We start from the raw sequence: 2,441 nt of genomic DNA, 5'->3' as shown, positions 1-2,441 counted from the left end.
GGTGACCCGGAAGGTAAGTCCCATAAACTCCCGGCAGCCCGTCAGGTAGGCCACCGGTTCACCTGCGGCGCGTCTCTGCAGCAGTTCCCGGAATTTTTCCTCCTCCCCCGCGGAAAGAGGGCGGCCCGGGTCCCGGTACAAACCCACGCGGTCCGTACCGGTGACATGGGCGAGCAACACCTCCGCCTCCAGGGGGGCGGCCTCGATGCCTTTCTGGCGCAGGAAAGCCCTGGCGCGGGCCAGGGCGGTAGCAACATCCATATCAAAAGTCCCCCTCGAGTAAATATTCAGTAAAACCGTTGTAACGAGGATGCGGCGCTGTTACCGGTGTAAGCTGCGTCGTTCGCTCCGGACAGTGCCGCCTCCAACCGTGTTCACTGAATATTTACCTCCCCGATTCATGCACTGTCCACCTGCTGCAGGCGCCGGGCCTGATCTGTGGTTACCAGGGCGTCGATAATTTCGTCCAGTTCCCCCATGAGCACTTCCTCGAGGCGGTGGACGGTCAAACCGATACGGTGATCGGTGACGCGGTTCTGCGGGAAGTTATAAGTGCGTATCCGCTCGCTGCGGTCCCCGGTCCCGACCATGGAACGGCGCGCGGAGGCAATCTTTTGCTGCTGCTCTTCCTGCAGCCGGTCAAGCAGACGGGCCCGCAGGACCCTCATGGCCTTTTCCTTGTTTTTATGCTGGCTTTTCTCATCCTGGCAGGAAACCACGATCCCCGTGGGCAGGTGGGTAATGCGCACCGCGGACTGGGTCGTGTTCACTGACTGGCCGCCCGGCCCGGTGGAGCAAAAGACATCTATACGCAGGTCGTTGGGGTTGATCTCCACGTCCACTTCCTCAGCTTCCGGCAGGACGGCCACCGTCGCGGCCGAAGTATGAATCCGCCCCCCCGACTCAGTGGTGGGTACCCGCTGCACCCGGTGCACGCCGCTTTCAAACTTCAACCTGCTGTAGGCCCCCCTGCCCTCGATGAGGAAGATGACTTCTTTAATGCCGCCCAGGTCGGTGTAGCTGGTGTTCATCAGATCGATTTTCCAGCCCTGGCGCTCGGCATACCGGGTGTACATGCGAAACAGGTCGGCCGCAAAAAGAGCCGCCTCCTCGCCCCCCGTACCGGCGCGTATTTCCATAATGACGTTCTTCTCATCATTGGGGTCCCTGGGCAACAGCAGTACTTTTAATTTGTGTTCCAGTTCTTCCTTCTTTTCCTCCTGGGCCTCAAGCTCCGTCTCAACCAGTTCCCGGAAATCCGGCTCCAACTTTTCTCTCAAGAGTTCCTTTGCTTCCTGGATTTCCCGGCACACTTTTTTGTACTCCCGGTACACGCCGACTATCTCTTCCAGTTCCGCATGGGCCTTGACATACTGCTGCCAGCGTGCCCGGTCGCTGATTACTTCCGGGCTGGCAATCAGGTTGCTCAACTCCTCATAACGCTGCTCCAGGCTGTCCAGTTTGTCGAGCATGCCTTGCATCACCTCCTAGCACCGCCCCCAGGGCAGAGATGGCCACTTCCACCTGGTCGTCATCGGGCTCCCGGGTGGTCAGGCCCTGCAGCCACCGGCCGGGAATGATGAAGAGCCGGGACAGGAAAAAATCAGGGTACCTGGCGGAAAACTTCAAGAGCTCATAGGAAACGCCCGCCAGCAGGGGCAGCAGTAAAATGCGCGAAGTAATCCGCCACCACAGTACCTGCTCGCCCAGGATGGAAAAGAGAAAGATGCTCACCACAAGTACAATGAGTATGAAACTGGTACCGCAACGCGGGTGGAAGGTCGAGTAACGCTGCACATTGGGTACGGTAAGTTCCTCTCCGGCCTCGTAAGCATTGATCACCTTGTGCTCGGCCCCATGGTATTGAAAAACCCTCCGGATATCAGGCAGCATTCCTATGCCGGCCACATAAAGGAGAAAGATACCCAGACGAATTGCTCCTTCGATAAAATTCTGAACCAGAGCTCCCCGCATGAAGCCCGCCATTAAGTGAGCGAGACCGGCAGGCAGGATCACGAATAAAAACACCCCCAGGCCCAGGGCCACGACCAGGGTTAAAATAATCTCGCGGGAACTCAGCTCCTCTTCCTCCCCTACGGCCTGGCCTGCTGAAAAAGAGAGGGCCTCCAGACCCATGACCAGTGATTCAATCAGTGCTACCACGCCCCTGACGAGGGGCCACTTCAGCACGGGGAACCGGGCAGCAAGGGAACCCACGGGCCTGGTATCCAGAACAACGGTGGCATCGGGCCGGCGTACCGCCACGGCCCTTAGAGACGGCCCCCGCATCATTACTCCTTCAATGACGGCCTGCCCGCCGTATTGAAAATCGCCCATCACGCTCTCCCCTCACGCTTTTCGGAGGCGAAACCGGAACATCACTAACGTTTTGATTGCAGGCGCGGGCATCTCCAAGCAAATAGCAGAGCACCCGCTCTGCT

2 protein-coding genes and 1 pseudogene are annotated in these 2,441 nt (G+C 58.7%); all 3 read right to left on the bottom strand.

Features of this window, described 5'->3' with window-relative positions; translation table 11 throughout:
• A pseudogene (locus ACPLUI_RS13865) lies at positions 1-261 on the bottom strand (peptide chain release factor N(5)-glutamine methyltransferase); the annotation flags it as partial.
• A 137-nt stretch (positions 262-398) separates the two neighbouring features.
• A complete protein-coding gene (prfA, locus tag ACPLUI_RS13860; RefSeq protein ID WP_424660835.1) occupies positions 399-1,472 on the bottom strand; it encodes a peptide chain release factor 1 in 1,074 nt (357 codons plus the stop codon).
• Complete coding sequence (locus ACPLUI_RS13855; RefSeq protein WP_424660834.1) at positions 1,435-2,337, bottom strand: DUF1385 domain-containing protein; 903 nt, start codon at positions 2,335-2,337, stop codon at positions 1,435-1,437. The genes prfA and ACPLUI_RS13855 overlap by 38 nt, the downstream gene beginning before the upstream one ends.
• Positions 2,338-2,441 lie beyond the last annotated feature (104 nt).

The organism is Desulfofundulus sp. (assembly GCF_049701015.1).
In the GTDB taxonomy this organism is placed as follows: Bacteria; Bacillota; Desulfotomaculia; order Desulfotomaculales; family Desulfovirgulaceae; genus Desulfofundulus.
This window is presented reverse-complemented; position numbering and strand designations above follow the sequence as displayed.

Bases quoted from the DNA above. Each gene is read 5' to 3' on its own strand.
- prfA (WP_424660835.1), bottom strand. From the start codon at position 1,472: ATGCTCGACAAACTGGACAGCCTGGAGCAGCGTTATGAGGAGTTGAGC.
- ACPLUI_RS13855 (WP_424660834.1), bottom strand. From the start codon at position 2,337: ATGGGCGATTTTCAATACGGCGGGCAGGCCGTCATTGAAGGAGTAATG.